23 protein-coding genes are annotated in these 19,929 nt (G+C 36.4%); 9 read left to right on the top strand and 14 right to left on the bottom strand.

The features are described from left to right. The first annotated feature begins 193 nt into the window (after window positions 1-193). The 4 genes from C8D70_RS15465 to C8D70_RS15450 are packed head-to-tail and all read left to right on the top strand — an operon-like array spanning window position 194 to window position 3,452. Window positions 194-823, top strand: a complete 630-nt coding sequence (locus tag C8D70_RS15465) for an NUDIX hydrolase (protein ID WP_076596255.1) — start codon at window positions 194-196, stop codon at window positions 821-823. 27 nt (window positions 824-850) lie between these two features. Next, a complete protein-coding gene (locus tag C8D70_RS15460) occupies window positions 851-1,654 on the top strand; it encodes a lysophospholipid acyltransferase family protein (protein ID WP_076596254.1) in 804 nt (267 codons plus the stop codon). A 16-nt stretch (window positions 1,655-1,670) separates the two neighbouring features. Beyond that, window positions 1,671-2,108, top strand: a complete 438-nt coding sequence (locus C8D70_RS15455) for a hypothetical protein (RefSeq protein WP_110367873.1) — start codon at window positions 1,671-1,673, stop codon at window positions 2,106-2,108. Window positions 2,109-2,114: 6 nt separating this feature from the next. Then, on the top strand, window positions 2,115-3,452 hold the full coding sequence (locus tag C8D70_RS15450) for a UDP-N-acetylmuramate--L-alanine ligase (RefSeq protein WP_110367872.1): 1,338 nt from the start codon (window positions 2,115-2,117) through the stop codon (window positions 3,450-3,452). Window positions 3,453-3,527: 75 nt separating this feature from the next. On the opposite strand, the gene C8D70_RS15445 is transcribed toward C8D70_RS15450, so the two are convergent. From C8D70_RS15445 to C8D70_RS15415, 7 genes are all read right to left on the bottom strand, one after another. Continuing rightward, complete coding sequence (locus C8D70_RS15445) at window positions 3,528-4,586, bottom strand: NAD(P)H-dependent flavin oxidoreductase (RefSeq protein WP_110367871.1); 1,059 nt, start codon at window positions 4,584-4,586, stop codon at window positions 3,528-3,530. Between the two features lie 153 nt (window positions 4,587-4,739). Then, window positions 4,740-5,444 (bottom strand): DNA alkylation repair protein, encoded by a 705-nt coding sequence (locus C8D70_RS15440; protein ID WP_110367870.1) that lies wholly within the window; start codon window positions 5,442-5,444, stop codon window positions 4,740-4,742. A 101-nt stretch (window positions 5,445-5,545) separates the two neighbouring features. Continuing rightward, a complete protein-coding gene (locus C8D70_RS15435; RefSeq protein ID WP_110367869.1) occupies window positions 5,546-6,421 on the bottom strand; it encodes an aldo/keto reductase in 876 nt (291 codons plus the stop codon). Between the two features lie 489 nt (window positions 6,422-6,910). Then, on the bottom strand, window positions 6,911-7,765 hold the full coding sequence (locus C8D70_RS15430) for a glycine betaine ABC transporter substrate-binding protein (protein ID WP_076596248.1): 855 nt from the start codon (window positions 7,763-7,765) through the stop codon (window positions 6,911-6,913). 1 nt (window position 7,766) lies between these two features. After that, entirely contained in the window at window positions 7,767-8,594 is an 828-nt protein-coding gene (locus C8D70_RS15425) for an ABC transporter permease (protein ID WP_110367868.1), read from the bottom strand. A 1-nt stretch (window position 8,595) separates the two neighbouring features. Beyond that, entirely contained in the window at window positions 8,596-9,846 is a 1,251-nt protein-coding gene (locus C8D70_RS15420; protein WP_110367867.1) for a glycine betaine/L-proline ABC transporter ATP-binding protein, read from the bottom strand. A 518-nt stretch (window positions 9,847-10,364) separates the two neighbouring features. Further along, window positions 10,365-10,730 carry a DUF1304 domain-containing protein gene (locus C8D70_RS15415; protein WP_110367866.1) on the bottom strand — a complete coding sequence of 122 codons (366 nt, stop codon included), beginning with the start codon at window positions 10,728-10,730 and terminating at the stop codon, window positions 10,365-10,367. A gap of 65 nt (window positions 10,731-10,795) precedes the next feature. Between C8D70_RS15415 and C8D70_RS15410 the strand changes: the two genes are divergently transcribed. The 3 genes from C8D70_RS15410 (at window position 10,796) to C8D70_RS15400 (ending at window position 12,315) form a co-directional block, all read left to right on the top strand. Beyond that, window positions 10,796-11,368, top strand: a complete 573-nt coding sequence (locus tag C8D70_RS15410; RefSeq protein ID WP_110367865.1) for a Crp/Fnr family transcriptional regulator — start codon at window positions 10,796-10,798, stop codon at window positions 11,366-11,368. Window positions 11,369-11,431: 63 nt separating this feature from the next. Beyond that, the gene (locus tag C8D70_RS15405; protein WP_181416141.1) at window positions 11,432-11,863 is read left to right on the top strand and encodes a DoxX family protein; all 432 of its coding nucleotides are present in this window, start codon (window positions 11,432-11,434) and stop codon (window positions 11,861-11,863) included. Between the two features lie 8 nt (window positions 11,864-11,871). Continuing rightward, on the top strand, window positions 11,872-12,315 hold the full coding sequence (locus C8D70_RS15400) for a carboxymuconolactone decarboxylase family protein (protein WP_062675364.1): 444 nt from the start codon (window positions 11,872-11,874) through the stop codon (window positions 12,313-12,315). Window positions 12,316-12,750: 435 nt separating this feature from the next. On the opposite strand, the gene C8D70_RS15395 is transcribed toward C8D70_RS15400, so the two are convergent. The 3 genes from C8D70_RS15395 to C8D70_RS15385 are packed head-to-tail and all read right to left on the bottom strand — an operon-like array spanning window position 12,751 to window position 14,407. Beyond that, window positions 12,751-13,503: a type 1 glutamine amidotransferase domain-containing protein gene (locus C8D70_RS15395; protein WP_228408038.1), complete on the bottom strand. Its 753-nt coding sequence runs from the start codon at window positions 13,501-13,503 to the stop codon at window positions 12,751-12,753. Window positions 13,504-13,505: 2 nt separating this feature from the next. Next, complete coding sequence (locus C8D70_RS15390) at window positions 13,506-13,793, bottom strand: putative quinol monooxygenase (RefSeq protein ID WP_110367864.1); 288 nt, start codon at window positions 13,791-13,793, stop codon at window positions 13,506-13,508. Beyond that, window positions 13,790-14,407, bottom strand: coding sequence for an NAD(P)H-dependent oxidoreductase (locus tag C8D70_RS15385; RefSeq protein WP_076596241.1), 618 nt, complete (start codon window positions 14,405-14,407; stop codon window positions 13,790-13,792). Before C8D70_RS15385 ends, C8D70_RS15390 begins: the two co-directional genes overlap by 4 nt. A 382-nt stretch (window positions 14,408-14,789) precedes the next feature. Here C8D70_RS15385 and C8D70_RS15380 point away from each other — a divergent pair, with 382 nt between their 5' ends. Then, window positions 14,790-15,692 carry a LysR family transcriptional regulator gene (locus tag C8D70_RS15380; RefSeq protein WP_076596240.1) on the top strand — a complete coding sequence of 301 codons (903 nt, stop codon included), beginning with the start codon at window positions 14,790-14,792 and terminating at the stop codon, window positions 15,690-15,692. A 10-nt stretch (window positions 15,693-15,702) separates the two neighbouring features. Then, window positions 15,703-16,224, top strand: coding sequence for a GNAT family N-acetyltransferase (locus tag C8D70_RS15375; RefSeq protein ID WP_110367863.1), 522 nt, complete (start codon window positions 15,703-15,705; stop codon window positions 16,222-16,224). Here C8D70_RS15375 and C8D70_RS15370 read toward each other — a convergent pair. The 4 genes from C8D70_RS15370 to C8D70_RS15355 all read right to left on the bottom strand — a co-directional run bounded on the left by C8D70_RS15370 (window position 16,221) and on the right by C8D70_RS15355 (window position 19,872). Next, on the bottom strand, window positions 16,221-16,685 hold the full coding sequence (locus C8D70_RS15370; RefSeq protein WP_110367862.1) for a GNAT family N-acetyltransferase: 465 nt from the start codon (window positions 16,683-16,685) through the stop codon (window positions 16,221-16,223). The two genes, C8D70_RS15375 and C8D70_RS15370, sit on opposite strands and share 4 nt — an antisense overlap. Continuing rightward, entirely contained in the window at window positions 16,685-17,119 is a 435-nt protein-coding gene (locus tag C8D70_RS15365; protein ID WP_110367861.1) for a GNAT family N-acetyltransferase, read from the bottom strand. The genes C8D70_RS15370 and C8D70_RS15365 overlap by 1 nt, the downstream gene beginning before the upstream one ends. A 225-nt stretch (window positions 17,120-17,344) precedes the next feature. Continuing rightward, on the bottom strand, window positions 17,345-17,806 hold the full coding sequence (locus C8D70_RS15360; protein WP_076596236.1) for a thioredoxin family protein: 462 nt from the start codon (window positions 17,804-17,806) through the stop codon (window positions 17,345-17,347). After that, window positions 17,803-19,872, bottom strand: a complete 2,070-nt coding sequence (locus C8D70_RS15355; RefSeq protein ID WP_181416140.1) for a TonB-dependent receptor plug domain-containing protein — start codon at window positions 19,870-19,872, stop codon at window positions 17,803-17,805. Before C8D70_RS15355 ends, C8D70_RS15360 begins: the two co-directional genes overlap by 4 nt. Window positions 19,873-19,929: the final 57 nt, after the last annotated feature.

Here is a 19,929-nt window from a genome sequence, read left to right as displayed (position 1 = left end):
TTTATTTTATCAACCTAAAATCAATTTTGAATTAAAAATTAAAGATTAAAAATTGCAATTCTTTGTATTTTATCATCAATGATATCGCATTGGGATTAAGAGGCAAAAATTTTCGGCTACACTACAGTGTTTCTCATAGGTTAATTAATGTTAAGGCACTTATTTCTTCAAGATATATTGCTAAATTTGAGCTATGGAAAATTTTGGAAAAGATTTATTGAGACAAATAAAAAGCGTGGAACTTCCCGGTGAACACGCCCATGGAGTATTCTCACCTCCCTACCGTCCCGTTTTTACTTATGATGAAGTATTGTCAAAGAATCCCAAATTTGCAGCTGTTAATATTGTTTTATATCTGAAGGACAACGAATGGTATTTTCCATTGATTCAAAGAACGATTAATGAACACGACAGGCATAGCGGGCAGATATCCCTGCCTGGAGGAAAGCGTGAGGAAATGGACAGAGATTTTGCTGAAACAGCCGTTCGGGAAACCTCTGAAGAAATTGGAATAGATAAACATTATGTAAGGATCATCAGAGAAATGTCCCCTATCTATATTCCGCCGAGCAATTTTTATGTATATCCCTATATCTCTTATACTAAAAAAAATCCGGCCTTTGTTCTTCAGCAGACGGAAGCTGTAGAAACCATTGAATTTCCCATCACTTCCTTTTTAAACCTGTCAGACACCCCGGAAATTATGGCTCTGCCAAGTGCAGGCGGACATGAAGTTCCGGTTATTAATTTCAACGGATACATTATTTGGGGTGCTACAGCGATGATATTAAGTGAATTCAGTCAGTTGCTGAAAAAAATGTAACTTTGCACTACCGTGTTTAATTGAGAGATGGCGAAGAAAAATATTTTCACCGATGCATTCGGAACACCTTATTTTTTGAAAAGGTTTATTATTTTTATATTAGGAGTTGTATCATACAGAAGATTCAACGGCTTTAATAAGTTAAAAATAACCGGTACAGAACACCTTGTGGATCTTCCGGACTCTAACGTACTTTTTGTATCCAACCATCAGACCTATTTTGCAGATGTGGCTGCAATGTACCATGCCTTCTGTGCTGTAAACAACGGATATTTAAATACGATAAAAAACCCGATCTACCTACTGAACCCAAAGATTGATTTTTATTATGTAGCAGCTGAGGAAACCATGAACAAAGGTATTCTTCCTAAAATTTTCAAAATTGCAGGGGCTGTAACAGTAAAAAGAACCTGGAGAGCTGAAGGGAAAAATGTCAACAGAATGGTTGACATGAGTGAGGTAGATAATATTATGAAAGCATTGGACAATGGCTGGGTAGCTACTTTCCCTCAAGGAACTACATCAGCTTTTGCACAGGGACGAAGAGGAACTGCCAAATTGGTAAAAAACCAGCGTCCTATTGTAATTCCAATCAAAATAAACGGATTCAGAAGAGCTTTTGATAAAAAAGGACTCCGCGTAAAGGTAACCGGTGTAAAACCTACGATGGAATTCAAAGCTCCTTTGGATATTGATTATGATAATGAAAAAGCACCGGAAATTTTATTGAAAATTATGACAGCCATTGAGCAGACAGAAGATTTCAATCTATTACACAGTTATGATGAAGAACTTAAAGCTAAAAAATTAGAAAAGGACTCAAATAATTAAAGTAAATAGAAAAATTATGAAAAAAATACTTGGAATATTATTCGCAGTCATAGTATTAGTTTCATGCAACAGCCAAAAAGTATATTCGGATTTCGATATCAGCTATTCGAAAAGCGGAGGCTTTGCTCCGGCATATGAAAATCTGCTTATAAAGGGCAATAATGTACACTACTCTTTTGAAGGACAGGGAAAGAAATATAAGCAGGATTTTAAAATTTCCGATGAAGATTTAAAGAAACTGGATCAGGTTCTTTCTCAGAATAATTTCAGAAGAATACAGGAAGACCGTAAAAAATTGTACGACAATATTTCAACGTCCATCAATGTAAAGAAAGGTCCTAATGAAGGCAGTAAATCGGATGCGAGTATGATTATTCCGAATTACCAGACCAACTGGAACAATATTGTTGAAGCTTTCCAGCAAATCATTAATACTAATGTTAAAAAACAGTAAATACAATTGAAAACCCACTTCATTGCCATTGGCGGAAGCGCCATGCATAATCTCGCCATCGCATTAAAAGACAAAGGATATCAGGTGACAGGTTCTGATGACGCTATTTTTGAGCCTTCAAAGTCCCGATTGGAAAAGAAAGGAATTCTGCCCGAGGAAATGGGCTGGTTCCCGGAAAAGATCACTCCGGATATTGATGCTGTCATCCTTGGGATGCATGCACATCAGGATAATCCTGAGCTGGCAAGAGCAAAAGAACTGGGTCTGAAAATATATTCTTATCCTGAATTCCTCTACGAACAGTCTAAAAATAAGACAAGAGTTGTCATTGCAGGATCACATGGTAAAACAACCATTACTTCAATGATTCTCCATGTTCTGAATTTCCATCAGAAAGATGTGGATTTCATGGTAGGCGCACAGCTTGAAGGTTTCGACTGTATGGTAAAACTGACTCAGGATAATGATTTTATGGTGTTGGAAGGTGATGAATATCTTTCTTCTCCTATTGATCTTCGTTCGAAATTTTTATTGTATCAACCCAATATCGCTTTAATGAGCGGTATTGCATGGGATCATATCAATGTATTCAAAACATTTGATGATTATATTGAGCAGTTCAGAAAGTTTGTAGCAAGCATTACGGCAGGCGGAGTTCTTGTGTATAATGAAGAAGATCTGGAAGTAGTGAAAGTAGTGGAAAATGCAGAAAACTATTTTAGAAAGATTCCTTATAAAACACCAGAATACGAAATCAACAATGGTAAAGTATATTTAAAAACCGAAATGGGAGATGTGCCTCTTTCTGTTTTTGGAGCACACAATCTTCTGAACCTTGAAGGTGCAAGACATATCTGCCAGCAGCTTGGTATTATGGATGAAGATTTCTATGAGGCAATCATGAGTTTCAAAGGAGCATCCAAGCGTCTTGAAAAAGTAGAAAGAGAAGACAAAGGAATTCTTTACAAAGATTTTGCCCATGCACCAAGTAAAGTGAAAGCAGCTGTAAAAGCCTTTGCAGAGCAATTTAAAAATGATAAGAAATACGGATTCCTGGAGCTTCATACCTATTCCAGCTTAAATCCTGCTTTCCTTGAACAATATGATCACGCCATGGATGGTTTGGAAGAAGCCATTGTTTTCTACTCTGAAGATGCATTGAAGATCAAGAGAATGGAAGCTATTTCTCCTGAGTTTATCAAAGAAAAATTCAGGAATGAAAATCTAAGGGTTTTCACGAATGCTGAAGATCTTCATACCTACTGGAATACATTAGATAAAACGGATGGTGTTTATTTAATGATGAGTTCCGGGAATTTCGGCGGATTAGATTTAACAAAATAAATAAAAAGCTTCAGAGTATATCTGAAGCTTTTTTACTAAGTTTTGTAATTTCCGTCCCATTAAAAACGTCAGAATTTATCTTTCAGATTCTTTGATCAGGTTTTTCAGAATTTCTTCTGTGGAAAGTTCACTGTATTGGTGGATAGACTGCCCTACCCATATTCCTACAAATTCAGGATTTTGTAGAGCTTTAGCTGCTTTTCTCAGGGCATTCGTAAGTTTGTTCTGATAAGGATAAGGTAAAATATATTCTGAGTTTTCAACTGTTCCTATAAACTGATTTTTCACTCCTCTGGCGTACCTTCCGGAGAAACTCTTCGTTAAAACAATTTCGTCTTCTGTTACTTTTTTCAATCGTTCTTTTTCAAAAGGCAAAAGAGCACTTTCCTGAGAAGTTAATAGAAGATTTCCAACCTGAAAACCTTGCGCACCTAAGTCTTTCACAGCCTTTAATGTTCTTGCTCCGTAAATTCCTCCTGCATAGATTAAAGGAACATTTACCTGATCAAAGATCTGCGATAGTAAAGATAAACCTCCGATCTGTGGAATATTTTCTGCTTCAAAACTTCCTCTGTGTCCTCCAGCTTCTATTCCCTGAACACAGATGATATCAATACCGGATTTTTCAAGAAATAAAGCTTCCTTCACAGAAGTACAGGTTCCGATAAGGATAACACCATTTTCCTTTAATTTCTGAATACTCTGATCCTCCAGATTTCCAAAAGTAAAACTTAATATTTTACAATTTTCTTCAATGATAGCATCCACCTGTTCACGATAACCGTTGACTCTGATTTCTTCAAAATCCGGAAGATGTACTTCAATACCATTGTCTTTGGCCAGCTGCTCAATAAATTGCTTGGTTTTACTATACTTTTCTTTTAAAGCATCCGTCACTTCAGGAATTTGATGGACAAATATATTGGCAGCAAACGGTTTATCAGTCAGTTTTCTTGTTTCCCTGATTAATTCCACAGACTGGTCTGCAGAAAGGTCAGCCAGCGCCAAAGATCCGAGGCAGCCTGCTTTTGTGGCTGCTAATGCCATCTTTACCGTGCTCACTCCAAACATTGGAGCCTGAATTACAGGATATTCTACACCTAGTTTTCTACTGATTGTATCCGGCCAAAACATAAGAATTATTTTTTATTAAAATGTACGAAGAACAAAGCAATAGTTTTTGTTCCAAGATATGATATTGCTCACTATTTATTCAAAGTTCAAGGTTCAATGTTTAGAGTTTAAGGTTGTTGATCAACTTCTATTCTATATTAAATGAATAAAGATTTACTTTTTCTTCCTGAGTTCTTTGTAGAATAATTTTAATTCCGGATCCAGTTTTTCTGTTGCGTAAGAAAATGTAACGGCAGACATTGTTTTTACATAAGCAGTGAGAAAACCGTGTAATTTCTTTTTGTCTTTTTTTCCGGCTTCCCGAATCCAGCTTCCTACAGCTTTATTCACAAGCTCGTTTGGGTCGTGAACAAGGATTTCCGCTATGGCAAAAGTGTCTGCTACCTCATTTTTCCGAATAAATGCATGAGTGCTTACGATGGCTGTTCTTCTTTCCCATGGACTGTGGGAATCAGCAAGTTTGTATAAAATGTCTCTCGGTTTATCAATAAGATATTCTCCAATAATACTTCTGGCAGCTCTGTCTACAAAATCCCAGTTATTCAAACGGTCATGGCGGCTGAGATAGAGATCAAAAAGGGCTTTCTTATGGTCTTCAGACGTTTTTTTACTTCTCGCCTGAAAATCCATGATGCTTACCGCTCCCATTCTTACCTCATAAAAATCACTGTCAAGAAGCTTATTGATTTCCTCCAGAGACATCTCCGAAAATTCTTTAGCCGTAGAAAAAACATCTCCGAATTTCGTCCCGAAACTCTTGGTAATACCATCATTTCCTTTGAAAAACTTCTCAGCTTTATTAAGCTCTTTTTCATTTTTAAATAATGCGAGTGTTTCTATGAATTCTTTTGCAGTCATGGTTATATTAATTTAAAAATCCCGCAGATCTCACAATAGCTAAGATTCGTAGATCTGTAAATTTGTGAAAGCTGCGGGATGTATTTTTTATAAATTCCAGATTAAATATCCGCTACGGAATTTAACATTTTTTGCTCCCATTCAGGATCTTTAGGATCAAAGAATAATCTTTTCCCAGTATCTAAAGAACGGACAACATTCATTTCATCTTCTGTCAGTTCAAAATCAAATACATTAAAGTTTTCTTCAATTCTTGAAGGGGTTACAGATTTTGGAATCACGACAAATCCTTCCTGTAAGTGCCATCTCAGAATAACCTGTGCTACTGTTTTTCCATATTTCTCTGCAATAGCTTTCAGATCAGGATTGCTTAAAAGATTCGCATTACCGTTTCCTAGCGGGCTCCAAGGTTGAGTTACGATATTATTTTCTCTGTCATACACCTGCAGTTCTTTCTGCTGAAATACAGGATGCAGTTCAATCTGATTGATAACCGGTAAAACAGTTGAGTTAGCTTTCAATTCCTCCAGTTTTTCTACTGTAAAATTGCATACTCCAATCGCTTTGATTTTTCCTTCGTGGTATAATTCTTCCAAAGCTTTCCATGTACCCAGAAAATCTCCGTATGGCCAGTGGATAAGATATAGATCAAGATAATCCATCTGCAATCTGTCTAATGTTCTCTGAAAAGCACTTTTCGCCTTTTCATATCCATGATCCTGAACCCATACTTTGGAGGTGATAAACAGTTCGTCTCTGTTTACACCACTATTTTTCACAGCAGCACCTACCGCGGTTTCATTCTGATAAATAGCCGCAGTATCAATCATTCTATATCCCGTCTGAATAGCTTTGATTACTGCATTTTCACATTCCTTCAGATCTTCCATCTGCCATACTCCGAATCCTAAAGCCGGAATATCCACTCCGTTATTTAATGTTACCACTGGCTGCCCTGTATAGGTTTTCTTTTGCATAAATCTTTATTTTAGTTATTAATATAAAGTGATGAACAAATTTGCGATAAAAATTTGAAAATTATGCTTACCAATTTTACTGTTTTTCTTCTAAGAAAAGTATTTTATTAGCTCCGGAACAGGTTAAAAAATGTAAAGTTGTAGAGTTGGTTATTCTGATTAATCAATTTTATCGAGGATAAAAATCTTTGCGCCTTATGTATCCATCTTTAGAAAGATTTCTTGCACCCCTTTGCGATTTTCCAACTTTAAAAGTTTTTTTCTTTCCCACAGATTATACAGATCCTACATATTTTTTCTTTAATGTATTTTTGAAATTTGTGAGAACCATTCCAGTCTTCAATTTTTTACATGATTAAATCTTTTAATTATTTAATTCTGACCATCATCAGGAGAAAATCAAAGAATCAATGAATTCTTCTGATCTATAGATAAAAAGTCCTCATACCCGTTTAGAGTTGAGGATTTTAAATACTACCAAATTGTTTATTAATTTTTATCTAACCATGATTGTACCAATTCAGCGTGATCTTCTACCCATTCTTTGGCAGTGGTTTCTTTATTTTTACTCTGTTCCATTTTCATTAAAAGATCAGACATGTTTTCATCATCAAAATGAACTTTGGAAAAGAATTTTGCCAGCTCAGGATGATCTTTAGCAAAGCTTTTTCTGGAATAAGTTTTAATCTGTTCTGCTTCACCAAATATCTTTTTGGGATCATCAAGAAACTTAAGCTTCATTTTACCAAACATCCAGTGGGGCTGCCATCCCGTTACCACAATCCATTCCTTACGTTGGATAGCGTTCTGTAATTCGGTGATCATGGCAATGGTAGAGGAATTGATCTGTTGATAATCCAGCTGATAATCAATAATAGCTTTATCTGTTCCGGTGGTTAATCCGGCTCCTTTTTCAATTCCAATAATTCTGTGACTGAACTGATCCTTCTGCTGATTAAGTTCTTCAATGGATTTAATCGGGACATATTCCGGCACAACCAATCCTATGCGGCCGTTATCGTAATTGGTTCCAAGATGAGTCAATCCCGGAAATTTTGCCAGTTTTTTAGCGTGGGTGTAAGGAAGCCAGACTCCCATGAAAAGGTCTGTATCTTCATTATTCATCGAAGCCAGGATCATATCCGTAGAAGCTTTTTGAATAATAACATGATAACCTTGTTTGTCAAGAATGGCTTTAGCAACATGCGTCATGGCAACATCTTCTGCCCAGCCGTCTACCATGCCTATGGTGATGTATTTTGATTTTTTTATGTTTTCACACGAACTTAATGCTGTTAATATGAACATTAAAACGGGCAAAAACAGATATTTAAATTGTTTCATCTTATTGCTTTTTCTTTACAAATCCCTGGGTAATACGGTCCAGGATAATGGCCAAAATCACTACGGATAAACCACTTTCAAATCCTAATCCGATATCCAGATTATTAATTCCTTCCAGTACTTTCTCTCCCAAACCGCCTGCTGCAATCATTCCTGCAATAACCACCATGGATAAGGATAGCAGTATGGTTTGATTGATTCCCGTTAAAATCGTTTTCATCGCTAAAGGAAGTTCAACTTTGAACAGGATCTGGCGGTTGGTAGCACCGAAAGCCCTTGCCGCTTCTACAATGTCTTTCGGAACGGCTTCAATTCCCAATGTTGTTAATCGAACTGCTGGTGGCATGGCAAAAATGATGGTTGCAAAAGCACCCGGTACTTTACCGATACTGAAAAACAGTACAGCCGGAATCAGGTAGACAAATGCGGGCATAGTCTGCATCAAATCCAGCAAAGGACGAATGATTTTGTCGGCTATTTTGCTTTTCGCAGCTAAAATTCCCAAAGGGATAGAAAGGATAAGAGCGGTAATGGTGGACACAAAAATAAGCGCCAGCGTTTCCATAGTTTCTTTCCATAGTCCCATAAGAAATATTAAACTCAGTCCGGCTGCGGTTACCACAGCGATGCCTTTTCCGGCTTTCCATAATGCCAAAAGGGTAAAAAAGAGAATGATTACATAAAAAGGAGTGTTTGTTAAAACCCATTCAATTCCCATAATGGAAGAGTTTCCCAGATGTTTTATGACATCAAATACAGGCTTTCCGTTTTCTGTGAGCCAATTGATTGCAGTTTCTACATATTGGCCTATATCTATAGTTTTATTCATCTTATTGGTTGTTTGCGATTTCTTTTAATTCTATGATCTCTTCTTCATTAAACTTGGTGGCTTCTATGACAAGTGATAACTGGGTAACAAGACCTAAAAATTTATTATCTTCATCAATTACCGCAATGGCAGATTTACTTCCGGAAATCAACGGCAGCATTTCTTCTACCGTCACTTCGGGATACACTGAAGGAACATTACTGTTGATAATTGATTCTACCGTAGGTTCTTTCTTTTTGGCAATGCGTACCACATCATTAAGGGTTACAAAACCAAGAAATTTATTCTGAAAATCTACTACAGGCAAATTTTCCAGGCCTGTAGCTCTCATCTTTCTTAAAGCACCTTCAGGACCATCTTTTCTGAAACGTACCACCGTAGCTTTGTCGAACATTAAAGATCTTGCGGTGATAATCGTTTTACGGTCTACTTTCTCTACGAATGCTTTTACATAGTCGCTGGCAGGATTGGTTAAAATATCTTCGGCTGTTCCTATTTGTTCTATCACCCCATCTTTCATGATGACGATACGGTCTCCGATTTTAATGGCTTCGTCCAAATCGTGGGTAATAAAAACAATGGTTTTTTGTAATGTATTCTGCAGTTCAAGCATTTGATCCTGCATTTCAGATTTTATTAATGGATCGAGTGCGGAGAAAGCTTCATCCATCAGTAAGACTTCAGGATCGTTAGCCAAAGCTCTTGCCAATCCCACTCTCTGCTGCATTCCTCCTGAAAGCTGGGAAGGATACTGATTTTCAAATCCGTTTAAACCTACAATATCCAATGCTTTCTGTGCTTTTTGGTCACGGGAAGCTTTGTCTTCCCCTCTGATTTCCAAACCGAAACCAGCATTATCTAAAATAGTATGATGAGGAAGTAATCCGAATTTCTGAAATACCATACTCATTTCCGTTCTTCTTACTTCCAGCAGTTCCTTGTTGTTTTTACTGGTAATGTCATCATCATTGATGAATACTTTTCCTGAAGTAGGTTCATTCAGTCTGTTAAGACAGCGTAATAAGGTAGATTTCCCGCTTCCTGACAACCCCATAATGACAAAAAATTCTCCTTCATAAATTTCAAAACTGGCTTTGTTGATTCCTATGGTACAGCCCGTTTTTTCAAGAATTTCTTTTTTGGAAAAACCTTTATCCAGAAGTTCCTGTGCTTTTTCTTTGTTTTTACCAAAGATGATCGTCAGGTCTTCCACTTTAAGTTTTACTTTTCGAGTGTTTTCATTTTTTTCCATATTCAGAATTTTTCAATTAATAATTTGATATAAAAAATTGTACACCAATTCATTATATACATTTAGCTTTCGTTGTTCTGCTGTTGAGAATAGGATAAAATAATTTGCTGAGCTTTTAGTGATAAAAAGCTTTAACAAAAAAAATAATACCATAAAGACCTGATGGACTTATGTTTATTTTAAATATGTCAATAGATTATACTCTAGAAAAAGAGTGCATTATGTAAAAAGAAGCTTATCTTTTACATAGATTCTACAATTAAATTACTGATGAGGTAATTACAGATATGTGTACTGAACAACTTGAATGGCTACATTTGATCAAAATGCTTGCCAGCATCAAAAAACTGTATATCAATTTTTTATGACAGTGCAAATTTACGGATTTTATATTAAATGGATTTTTACAGATGTAACTAATTGAATTTCAATCATATTCCCGGATTGAAATTCACAGTGATTTTTCTCTTATAACTAAAGTCAAGAGAAGATTGATATTGCCGGTAGGATCCGGTAAATTATTTCAGTAAAACAGCAATAATGGCAAGAATAGCAGGTAAAGCCTGAACGAAAAATATTTTTCTAGCAGCAGAAATTGCGCCATAGATTCCGGCTACGGCTACACACCCTAAAAAGAATAGAGCTATATTTGACTGCCATTGCGGATCTTTAATCAAAAATGACCAGATTAATCCGGCTGCCAAAAAGCCATTGTAAAGTCCCTGATTGGCAGCAAGTCCTTTGGTAGGTTTAAACATTTCTGCAGGCAGGGCTGCTTTAAAAACTTCCTTTCCTTTGGTTTCCCATGCAAACATTTCCATCCAAAGGATATAAAGATGTTCCAGTGCAACAACAGCGATCAGAATTTTAGCAACAATTTCCATGATTCAATATTTTTCTCATTGTAAAACTAAAAAAATAAAGTTAAGTTTGAGTATTAATTTGTAAGATGGACTCATTCAAATCACATTTAAATAAATTCATTACTGTAACTGACGAGGAGTATATTTCTATTGCATCCTTTTTTAAGATAATGGATGTGAAAAAGAAACAAAATCTGGTGCTGGAAGGAGAGATCTGCCGGACGATGTATTTTGTGGTGAAAGGATGTCTGAGAAAATTTTTTATTAATGAAAAAGGGGTAGAACAAACTACGGAATTCGCTATTGAAAACTGGTGGATGACGGATACATTTACCTACGAAAGACAGATATCAACGGACTTTTCAATACAGGCGGTAGAGCATTCTTCTATTCTGGTGATTGATCTTGAGCGTCAGGAAGAATTGTTGAAAAAACATCCCGCAATGGAGCGCTATTTCCGGATGATCTACCAAAGGGCGTATGCCGCTTCAGAACGCAGAATCCGGTATTTGTATGAAATGTCCAGAGAAGAGCTTTATATGCATTTCAGTACATTATATCCTTGGTTTATTCAAAGAATCCCTCAATATCTTATAGCTTCCTTTTTGAATCTTACTCCGGAATATCTGAGTGAAATCAGAGCAAAATTACGATCTTAAACCAGTTTAAGTTTTTTACGGATCAGAAGCCGGAAATTTGTCTTGTGATTAAAAGCTAATGCAATGACAGATCAAAAAAATCAATTTCCACAACTTTTTTTAAGACTGGCTCTTGCCGTTACCATGCTTTCTGCAGTGGCAGACCGATTCGGCTGGTGGAGCAAAGAAAATTCATCATGGGGAAATATGGAGCGTTTTAAAGAATATACAAGACAGCTTACTTTTTTCCTTCCTGAAGCCTTAAGTACGTTTTCAGCGTATGCGGCTACCTTCTTAGAAATCCTTTTTCCTTTGATGCTGATTTTGGGATTTAAAACAAAAATTGTGGCCTTTGGAAGCTGTATCCTGCTATTGATTTTTGCCCTATCCATGACTATTGCATCAGGACCCAAAGCCCCACTTAATTATTCTGTATGGGTGGGAAGTGCTGCCGCACTTTTACTGGCAGTACAGCAACATTATTCTTTAAGTATAGATCAATTAACCAAAAAATAATACATATTATGAGCGCAAGATTGAATATTGCAACAGTAGATTCCGCAGCCTATAAAGCAATGCTTGGATTGGAAGGGTATTTACAAACTATTTCTTTAACACACATTCAGAAGGAGCTGATTAAAATCAGAGCTTCACAGATCAATAAATGTGCGTTCTGCCTTGATATGCACACTAAAGATGCCATCAAATACGGAGAAAATCCTCAAAGAATATTTATTCTGAACGGATGGACAGAAGCTAAAGAATTTTTCACTGAAGAAGAGCAGGTGCTATTGGCAATGACAGAAGAAATTACGCTGATCAGTGATAAAGGATTAACTGAAGAAACGTATCAGAAAGCAAAGTCATTCTTTGATGATAACCAGATTGCTCAGATCATTATGGCGATCATTACCATCAATGCCTGGAACAGAATTGCAGTAAGTACTCATCTTCCGATTGCAAAATAGTGAAGTCTGGAAGATGGAAGTCAATGAAGACTGCTTCATCTACGGTTGTTTACTTTATTTTAAAACGGCCTTTCAAAATTTGAAAGGCCGTTTTAATGCAAGATGCAAAGTGACAGTGTAACACCGTTTGGGTATTAATTCTAAAATAAATTCTAAGGTTGATTTTTATTTTTTAAAGCGGAATTACATTGTCTCTTCGTTTCTCAGATATAAGAGTTGTTTAAACTTTACCAAACCACAAAAGTTACAAAGGTTTCATTTTAAAACACTTGAGTTCACTTAAGTAAGTTTAAAATGATACTGCAGAAAAGTTCACACAAGATGAAAATCAAAGATTTTCACAAAACTTAGGTGTACTTATTACGCATAAGGCCTGGTTCTGAAAAAACTTAAGTATTTAAAACTTTTGTGCTTTTTGTGGTTAAAAAGTATCTGTTATTTCTTTAATTCTTTCAGAATAGCTTCTCCAACGCTTTTTGCAGACGGTGGATTCTGTCCTGTAATCACTCTTTGATCTGTTACCACATGATTCTGCCAAAGTCCTGATTTTTCAAACTTTGCTCCTCTTTCTTTGAGCTTATCTTCCAGTAAGAAAGGAACAACATTGGTTAGTTTTACTTCAGATTCCTCTTCATTGGTAAAAGCATTGATTTTCTTTCCGTCTACAAGATATTTCCCGTTATTCAGTTTGATATTCACCAAACCTGCAGGGCCATGGCATACACCGGCTACAATTCCTCCGTTTTCATAAATCCTGGAAGCTATATCTGCCAGTTCCTTATTGTCTGCAAAATCCCACATAGCACCGTGTCCTCCTGCATAAAATATCGTTGAATATTCTTTTGGATTAATCTGAGATGGGTTCATAGAATGATCAATCTTGTTTTTGTATTCTTTATTTTCCCAGAATTCTTTATTTACGGGGTCTTTCAGATCAAAGCCGTCTACCGGAGGAGTTCCGCCTTTCGGGCTTACAAAATCAATTTCGTATCCTGCTTTGTGAAGAACTTCCCAGGGATGAGAAACTTCACCCAGATAATATCCTGTGTCTTCACCGGTACTACCTTTTTTATCATGACTGGTAACAACGAATAATATTTTCTTTTTCATATTCTTTGATTTTTTGGTTTGTGCCTGAGCGAATCCTAGTGTAAAGACCGCAAGCATTAAAAATGCTAATTTTTTCATTATTAAATAAGATTGGTGATATAAATCTGTGGTTTTTCCTGAAGCTTTTCATCCACCAAAGCCCCGAAAGCCCGGATATAGTGCTGCTGATTATGCTGAACCAATCCTTCTTCGCTTTTCCAGATTTCGTAGAAAACAAACTGGTTTTTGTCTTCAATTCCCTGATGCAGGCTGTAAAGTTCACATGCTTCTTCTTTTCTTGTCTCTTTTACCATATTCTGAAGAACTTCCAATACTTCAGCCTGATGCTCTTCTTTGGATTTAACTATTGCGGTAAGGTGAATTTTCATGATACTAACTCGGTTTTTAATTCTTTTTCAAATACATTTCTTACATGGTCTCTGTATAATTTCATATCACGCTCTATATTAGCATTTTTCTCTACATCATGAAAGTGAAAGCTTTCCATTTTTTCTAATGATACAAAGGCATTCATTCTGTGAAAACCAAATAACGGGCCTTCGTCCACACTTTTTTCATTGAAAAATTCTCCGGGAAGAGTAAAGGCTGTTGCAGGAGCGTTCCAGCTTGTAGTCAGCATATATTTTCTTCCGCCAAGCATTCCTCCAGTCCCGTAGTTGATTTCAGGATTCTCAGCATTTCTTCCGTCGCTCATATAAATTCCTTTTGCATGGCCTGCTGTGAAAACTTCGTCAATATATTTTTTCAATCCGTTAGGAAGCTGAAACCACCAGATAGGAGTGTGGTAAATAATGTAATCTGCCCATACAAATTTTTCCACTTCTTCATTTTTGTCGTAGTTTTCGCTTACATTGGTTATCTTTACTTCTACGTTATCAAATTCTTTAAGAACGGCTAATGTATTGTCTGTAATAGTCTGATTATATTTTCCTCCGGAATGTCCGAAATTCTGTCCTCCGTTGATGATTAGTACTTTTTTCATTTTTTTATGATTGTTTAAATTTTACTCTGCAAAGTTATAATGGATATCGGCATAATAAAAATAATATAAATTATAGTAAGGTATTATTTAAATTATAGATTTTTAAATTAAAAACTGTTTGAAAATAATACCTGGGCTGTTAATTGTGGCTCTGTAGTACGCTCTAAAGAAGAAAACAGACAGGCTTCCTATCTAATACTGACGTTGGATGAAGAAAAAATAACCCCGGAAATTGTACAGCTGCCTTATTCAGTTGATGAAACAGCCCGCCAGATAAAGGAAAGCAGTATTCCGGATTATTATGCATTATTTTTGAAGAATAAAAATATATTAAAATTATAATTATTTTGTAATTTCGTATTATAATATTAATAATAAAGTTATGGTTAATTTGGAATGGTATCGTACTTTTAAAGCGATCTATAAAACCGGGACATTGACAGGTGCTGCGGATGCTTTATTCATCTCACAACCGGGAGTAAGCCTGCATTTAAGCTCACTGGAAGCTTATGTAGGTTATAAACTTTTCGACAGAACCGGCAGAAAAATGATTCCTACAGAGCGCGGAAAAGTTTTGTTTAATGCTGTTGCAGAGCCTATTAACAAACTGGAGGATGTAGAGAAGAATTTCCAGAAATCTACAGAGAAGCACACTCCAACCATCAGTGTGGGGATGTGTTTTGAAACTTTTCAGACTACTTTGGAGCAATACGTTTCTTCCCTGCCTTTTAATCTCATTATCAGTTTTGGAGAATATCCTGAAATGCTGGATCAGCTGGATAAAGGAATTCTGGATCTTATCATTACACCGAAAAAAGGGTCTTCGCCCAATATTGAACATGAAGCATTCTCTTCAGAGCAGATCATTCTGGTAGGGGGAAAAGAAGTGGATAAAGCGGCTTTCAGTAAAGTTTTAAAAATAAAAGACGCTGAGCAGATTGAAGAATGGCTGAAAAACGAAAAATGGTATGGAACTACCGGAGATATGGAACATCTTTTCCAGTTCTGGGTATTGAATTTTGGTCATAAGCCTAATTTCCGTCCTAATTATATTGTTCCCAACATGAACTCAATCATCCGTTGTCTGAAAGGGGGAACAGGATTAGCCGTTGTTCCTGATTTTCTTTGCAGGAAAGATATCGAAAGCGGTGAAGTCCAACTGATCTGGGAAGGCAAAAAGAAGCTGGAAAACACCCTGTATTTCGGATGCCGTAAGAAAACCAATTACCAAACGGAAATAGAACATATTAAAGGCTTATTCCGTAAGGTGATGGGGAAAGGCTAAATCTTTAATTATGGTAAAGAAAATATTAGAAACCAACAGACTTTTATTAAGAGAACTCACGATTGATGATGCCGCTGATTTTTATGAACTTAATGCCAATCCCAGAGTAATACATTATACGGGAGATTCAGCATTTGTAAATGTAGAAGAAGTACTGTGTTTTCTTCGGAATTATAATGATTATAAAGAGAATGGTTATGGCAGGTGGGCTGTTATAAGTAAATCTGACAATGAATTTCTTGGTTGGTGTGGCTTAAAATATACTATATCTAAGAACGAAACTGATATCGGATTCCGGTTTTTTGAAAAGTACTGGAATATGGGATTCGCTACAGAAAGTGCTGCTGCCTGCCTTAATTATGGATTTGACGAATTAAATCTTCAAAAGATTATCGGCAGGGCAATGTCTGAAAATAAAGCTTCCATAAAAGTATTACAAAAACTTGGGTTGACCTTTGAGAAAGAATTTGATTTTAGTGGGCAAAAAGGCGTTATTTATGCAATTGAAAAGCCGTTCGTTGGGAGGTTTTAGAATAAAGAAAATTCTAAAATAATCATATCGTGCATCTGTAAACCGTTTTCATAGATTGGATCAGGATAATTTTCAATAAAAAAATCTTTCAGGATTCCACGTTGAACGAATCCGTTCTTCTCATAAAATCTGATCTGTTGGAATCCGGTATCCGATGTTCCGACAGTCAGTTTTTTATAGTGATTTTCTTTCGCAATTTCTTTTGCCTTATTGATCAGGATGCTTCCGATCCCTTTGCTTCTATAGCTTTCAATGACTGCGATATTTTTAATTTCAAGCTCTGTATCATTGTTCTTGTACAGTGCCATCACCGCAATGTCCTCAATACCGTCATGCAAAAGATAGATGTCAGAATTGAAAATATACCGGTCAATAGCCTCTTTGGTTTCATCCGCCAGCAGCAAGAGATGATAAGGAATTTCCGGATCGGAATTAAATAGAATGAAAGTAAAATCTTCCATTACAGACTCATGTGAATAAGTGGATAATCCTTTCCTGAACCATCTTTCTCTGATCTTCCGATTTTTTTGAAACCCATTTTTTCATAAAACCCGATGGCCTGTGGATTTTGTTCGTTCACGTCTACTTTGGTCAGTCCGGTTTTCTCTTTCATAAACTGATAAAGCGTTTTTCCATAACCTTTTCCACGCATGTCATTATGAATAAAAAGCATTTCCAGATTGCCTTGCGCTACTGATGCAAAACCTTTCGATTCACTGTTTTCAGTAATCACATACACTTCCAGATGAGGAAGATAGTCTCTTGGAATCACTTCTCTAAAATAATTGAAATCTTCTTCAGCAAGGAAATCGTGTGTTGCCTTTACTGCTGACTCCCATATTTCCATAATTCTTGGATAATCCTCTGCTGCAGCCAGTCTGATATATTGTGACATGATTTTTTAACTTTGAGCAAAAATAGAGAAAATAGCGATGGTATTCCAGTAGGAATGAAGATTTGAGGCTGGAAGATGGAAAATGGAAGTTAGTACACAGAATAATAGTGTCATCAATAGAAAACATCCATTTTTACAAGGAGAAGAATTTGTGTCATTAAAAAATTTAAATCCATCTTGCGTATTAACATAGAAATCTTCGCGTTTTCCAGCAAAACTCCCAATTTATAAAGCCGAAATTTCCAACAGCTTCTGCTTCATTTTCTCAGGTGTCATCTGCCCTTCCTGATAATACACCAGATTCTGATGCTTATCCAGAAATACCCATAAAGGATAAACAGGCTGATTTTTATTCTTAGACAAAGCCAGCGCCAACTCATGAATTCCGGAATTTCCGTTCTGCAGATATTCAAACTCCTGATTCTGAAAATGAATTTTCTCCTTCGTCTTTTCTGCCTCGAAATTGACAAAATAAAAATGATCATTAATCATACTTACCACCTCTTTATCTTTACTCAAACGATAGGACTCAATCTTGCAGACCGCACACCAATCTGTATACAGATGGATCACAACCGGCTTCGGATTTTCTTTCTGCTGAATCTCAAGATCAGAAAAAGTGCCTGTCTTCATCTGAGACAGATAAAAACAGGGCACTAACATTAAAAATAAAGCTATTTTTTTCATTTTAAAGTATATTTTACTCCCATGAAACCTCTGATCCCCTGCATGGGTGCATAGCCGTATGCCGTATCAAAAGTATAATGATTAGGATTATTGACAGGATCATCAACATGCTTATCAAAGGGGTCAAATGGTCTCATCAAAGGATCTTTAGGTCTGAAATTAAATAGGTTTTTAATCCCGCAATACACTTCAAATCCAGATTTGAAACTCTTGGACACCTGAATATTAGCCAGAGAATAAAAGGGTGAATATTCAGGGCGATAGTCATTTACCAGAACAGGAAGTCGCATTGGTCCGTAGAACTGTCCTGTAAAATCTATAGTCAGATTACCTGGAAATTTATAAGTCAGGTTATATGTACCGCTCCATTTTGGGGCATGCAGCTGCTGTGTTTTTTGATTTTCGTTATCAAATTTCTGATAAACATCAAGATATGTTACTCCCAGATTAACACTCAAAGGAAACTGAAAACTAAAATCCACATTCAATGAAGCTCCTCTTGAAATTCCATATCCGTGGAGATTATCATAAATAATTTTATCAGGATCGGAATCAAAATCCCCTACAATTTTATTACTGAAATACGTATAAAATGCAGATGCATCAAGATTCACCATTCGGTTACCTACAGGAATTTTCCAGATATAATTCAGGTTTCCGTTGACAGATCTTTCCGGTTTCAAATCTGATTTTATCACAACTTCCCTTGAACCTGTTAATGCAGCATGATCTTCCGTAAACAAATTAACCACTCTGAATCCTGTTCCAAAGTTGAAACGTAAGGTATGATAAGGATTAGGATTGAATTTCCACGCAAACCTCGGTGAATGTACAGAATGATGTACTTTATCGTAATCGTATCTGTAGCCAATTAACAAAGTATTCTTATCGTTGATTTCCCACTGATCCTGGATAAAAGCTCCCCAGATAGGAGATTTCATCGGGGCATTGGTGATACCGTCTGCTGCTAAAGTTCCCGGTGTATTGTCATCGTAAAAAGTTCTTTTGAAAGTAAGTCCTGCAGTGATATCATGTTTCCCGAAACTTCTGTCCCAATACGTCTGTACAAAAGCTACTTTTTGTGTAGCATTGAAGGGGTTTGATCCATAAAATGAATTCTGATCGTGATAGTTGTAAGAAAACTGGGTTACGATATGCTCTTTCATTGGCCATTCATACAAACCGAAAACCTCTGCCCTGTTGGTATAAATACTTTCTCCATATATTTCATCACTTCCACGGAAAGATTTATTCCATTGCATTTCTCCCCCAAAACGGTCTTCATACAGATACCTCATCGCAAAACTTGCCTGTCTGTTTTCCTTTCTTTTAAAATTCCATTTGTTGAAAACCGAAATCCTGCTCTGTAAAGTAGCATCGGTGAAATTATCTTTATTCTGATCTATTCTTTCCTGAAAACTGAAATAATTCAAACTTAATAATGAAGCCGCTTTTTTTCCAACATTGAATTTAGTGGAAAGATCCAGATTATTTTCACTCCACGTACCCGTCATCATATCTACACTCAATTGAGGAGCGGTTAATGCATTTTTGGTAATAATATTAATCACACCTCCCATTGCTTCAGAACCATAGATAGAAGATGCAGGACCTTTTACCACCTCTATTCTATCCACCAGGCTATTGGGGATTCCGCTCAAACCATATACAGTGGAAAGTGAGCTTACAATCGGCATTCCGTCAATCAAAATCATCGTGTAAGGCCCTTCCAGTCCGTTGATATGGATATCTCCCGTATTACAAACAGAACAGTTCAGCTGAGGCTTTACCCCATTCACCATCGCGATGGCTTCAAAAATACTGGGAGTAGGGTTTTTCTGGAAAAACTTCTGACTGTAAATCTCAACTGCCACAGGACTTTTCGATCTGCTCATCGGTTTGATGGTACCGGTAACCACCACATCTTCGATGGTACTGGTCTTAAATTCCCTCTTCATAACTTTTGCAGAATCCACACTTTTAGTCTGCTGTACACTCAAACTGTCAGTCTCCTGCGCAAAACAGTAGGTTGATAAAAAAGTCACAGAAAATAATATTCGCTTCATGAAATTAAAATTGTTAGGCAAATCTAACAATTATTTTTCAAATACAAAACTTCATTT

The sequence above is a fragment of the Chryseobacterium sp. CBTAP 102 genome (assembly GCF_003201365.1).
Classification (GTDB): Bacteria; Bacteroidota; Bacteroidia; order Flavobacteriales; family Weeksellaceae; genus Chryseobacterium; species Chryseobacterium candidae.
Note: the sequence above shows the minus strand (reverse complement) of the source record. Positions and strands in the feature narration are given on the sequence as shown.

Excerpts from the sequence above, each read along its gene's own strand:
- C8D70_RS15445 (WP_110367871.1), bottom strand. The coding sequence starts at position 4,586 with ATGTTTTGGCCGGATACAATCAGTAGAAAACTAGGTGTAGAATATCCT.
- C8D70_RS15400 (WP_062675364.1), top strand. The coding sequence starts at position 11,872 with ATGAGCGCAAGATTGAATATTGCAACAGTAGATTCCGCAGCCTATAAA.
- C8D70_RS15455 (WP_110367873.1), top strand. The coding sequence starts at position 1,671 with ATGAAAAAAATACTTGGAATATTATTCGCAGTCATAGTATTAGTTTCA.
- C8D70_RS15360 (WP_076596236.1), bottom strand. The coding sequence starts at position 17,806 with ATGAAAAAAATAGCTTTATTTTTAATGTTAGTGCCCTGTTTTTATCTG.
- C8D70_RS15370 (WP_110367862.1), bottom strand. The coding sequence starts at position 16,685 with ATGGAAGATTTTACTTTCATTCTATTTAATTCCGATCCGGAAATTCCT.
- C8D70_RS15385 (WP_076596241.1), bottom strand. The coding sequence starts at position 14,407 with ATGAAAAAAGTACTAATCATCAACGGAGGACAGAATTTCGGACATTCC.
- C8D70_RS15390 (WP_110367864.1), bottom strand. The coding sequence starts at position 13,793 with ATGAAAATTCACCTTACCGCAATAGTTAAATCCAAAGAAGAGCATCAG.
- C8D70_RS15440 (WP_110367870.1), bottom strand. The coding sequence starts at position 5,444 with ATGACTGCAAAAGAATTCATAGAAACACTCGCATTATTTAAAAATGAA.
- C8D70_RS15355 (WP_181416140.1), bottom strand. The coding sequence starts at position 19,872 with ATGAAGCGAATATTATTTTCTGTGACTTTTTTATCAACCTACTGTTTT.
- C8D70_RS15410 (WP_110367865.1), top strand. The coding sequence starts at position 10,796 with ATGGACTCATTCAAATCACATTTAAATAAATTCATTACTGTAACTGAC.
- C8D70_RS15375 (WP_110367863.1), top strand. The coding sequence starts at position 15,703 with ATGGTAAAGAAAATATTAGAAACCAACAGACTTTTATTAAGAGAACTC.
- C8D70_RS15465 (WP_076596255.1), top strand. The coding sequence starts at position 194 with ATGGAAAATTTTGGAAAAGATTTATTGAGACAAATAAAAAGCGTGGAA.
- C8D70_RS15380 (WP_076596240.1), top strand. The coding sequence starts at position 14,790 with ATGGTTAATTTGGAATGGTATCGTACTTTTAAAGCGATCTATAAAACC.
- C8D70_RS15415 (WP_110367866.1), bottom strand. The coding sequence starts at position 10,730 with ATGGAAATTGTTGCTAAAATTCTGATCGCTGTTGTTGCACTGGAACAT.
- C8D70_RS15460 (WP_076596254.1), top strand. The coding sequence starts at position 851 with ATGGCGAAGAAAAATATTTTCACCGATGCATTCGGAACACCTTATTTT.
- C8D70_RS15420 (WP_110367867.1), bottom strand. The coding sequence starts at position 9,846 with ATGGAAAAAAATGAAAACACTCGAAAAGTAAAACTTAAAGTGGAAGAC.
- C8D70_RS15395 (WP_228408038.1), bottom strand. The coding sequence starts at position 13,503 with ATGAAAAAATTAGCATTTTTAATGCTTGCGGTCTTTACACTAGGATTC.
- C8D70_RS15365 (WP_110367861.1), bottom strand. The coding sequence starts at position 17,119 with ATGTCACAATATATCAGACTGGCTGCAGCAGAGGATTATCCAAGAATT.
- C8D70_RS15405 (WP_181416141.1), top strand. The coding sequence starts at position 11,432 with ATGACAGATCAAAAAAATCAATTTCCACAACTTTTTTTAAGACTGGCT.
- C8D70_RS15430 (WP_076596248.1), bottom strand. The coding sequence starts at position 7,765 with ATGAAACAATTTAAATATCTGTTTTTGCCCGTTTTAATGTTCATATTA.
- C8D70_RS15425 (WP_110367868.1), bottom strand. The coding sequence starts at position 8,594 with ATGAATAAAACTATAGATATAGGCCAATATGTAGAAACTGCAATCAAT.
- C8D70_RS15435 (WP_110367869.1), bottom strand. The coding sequence starts at position 6,421 with ATGCAAAAGAAAACCTATACAGGGCAGCCAGTGGTAACATTAAATAAC.